The sequence below is a fragment of the Alkalihalophilus lindianensis genome (assembly GCF_032843265.1).
Lineage (GTDB): Bacteria > Bacillota > Bacilli > Bacillales > Bacillaceae_D > Alkalihalophilus > Alkalihalophilus lindianensis.
Genome location: NZ_JAWJBA010000483.1, coordinates 1 through 263 on the forward strand (window position 1 = coordinate 1; position 263 = coordinate 263).

Sequence of the window (263 nt, forward strand, 5' to 3'; positions counted from 1 at the left end):
TTGATTCTTAACGAAAATCCCGAACGTCAAAGGACGATCAAACACAGCACCACTTCAGTGGTAAACGAGTAACACGTGGTTTGTATCAAAGTCAAACAGGGCGTTGTATTCATGCCGACATCAACGGCGCATTGAATACCCTGCGTAAATCAGAAGTTGTAGAATTGGATGAAAATCTCAGAGTGAAAACGCCATTCTTATTGGCAGTACAAAAACGTAAGGCTGTTGCCTAGCGCATAGCTTAGTGGGTGTGTCAACCATCC

Annotated in this window: 1 pseudogene; it reads left to right on the forward strand. The window is 43.7% G+C overall.

Features of this window, described 5'->3' with window-relative positions:
- Positions 1–26: 26 nt before the first annotated feature.
- Positions 27–233 (forward strand): annotated as a pseudogene (locus RYX56_RS23115) (RNA-guided endonuclease TnpB family protein); the annotation flags it as partial.
- Positions 234–263 lie beyond the last annotated feature (30 nt).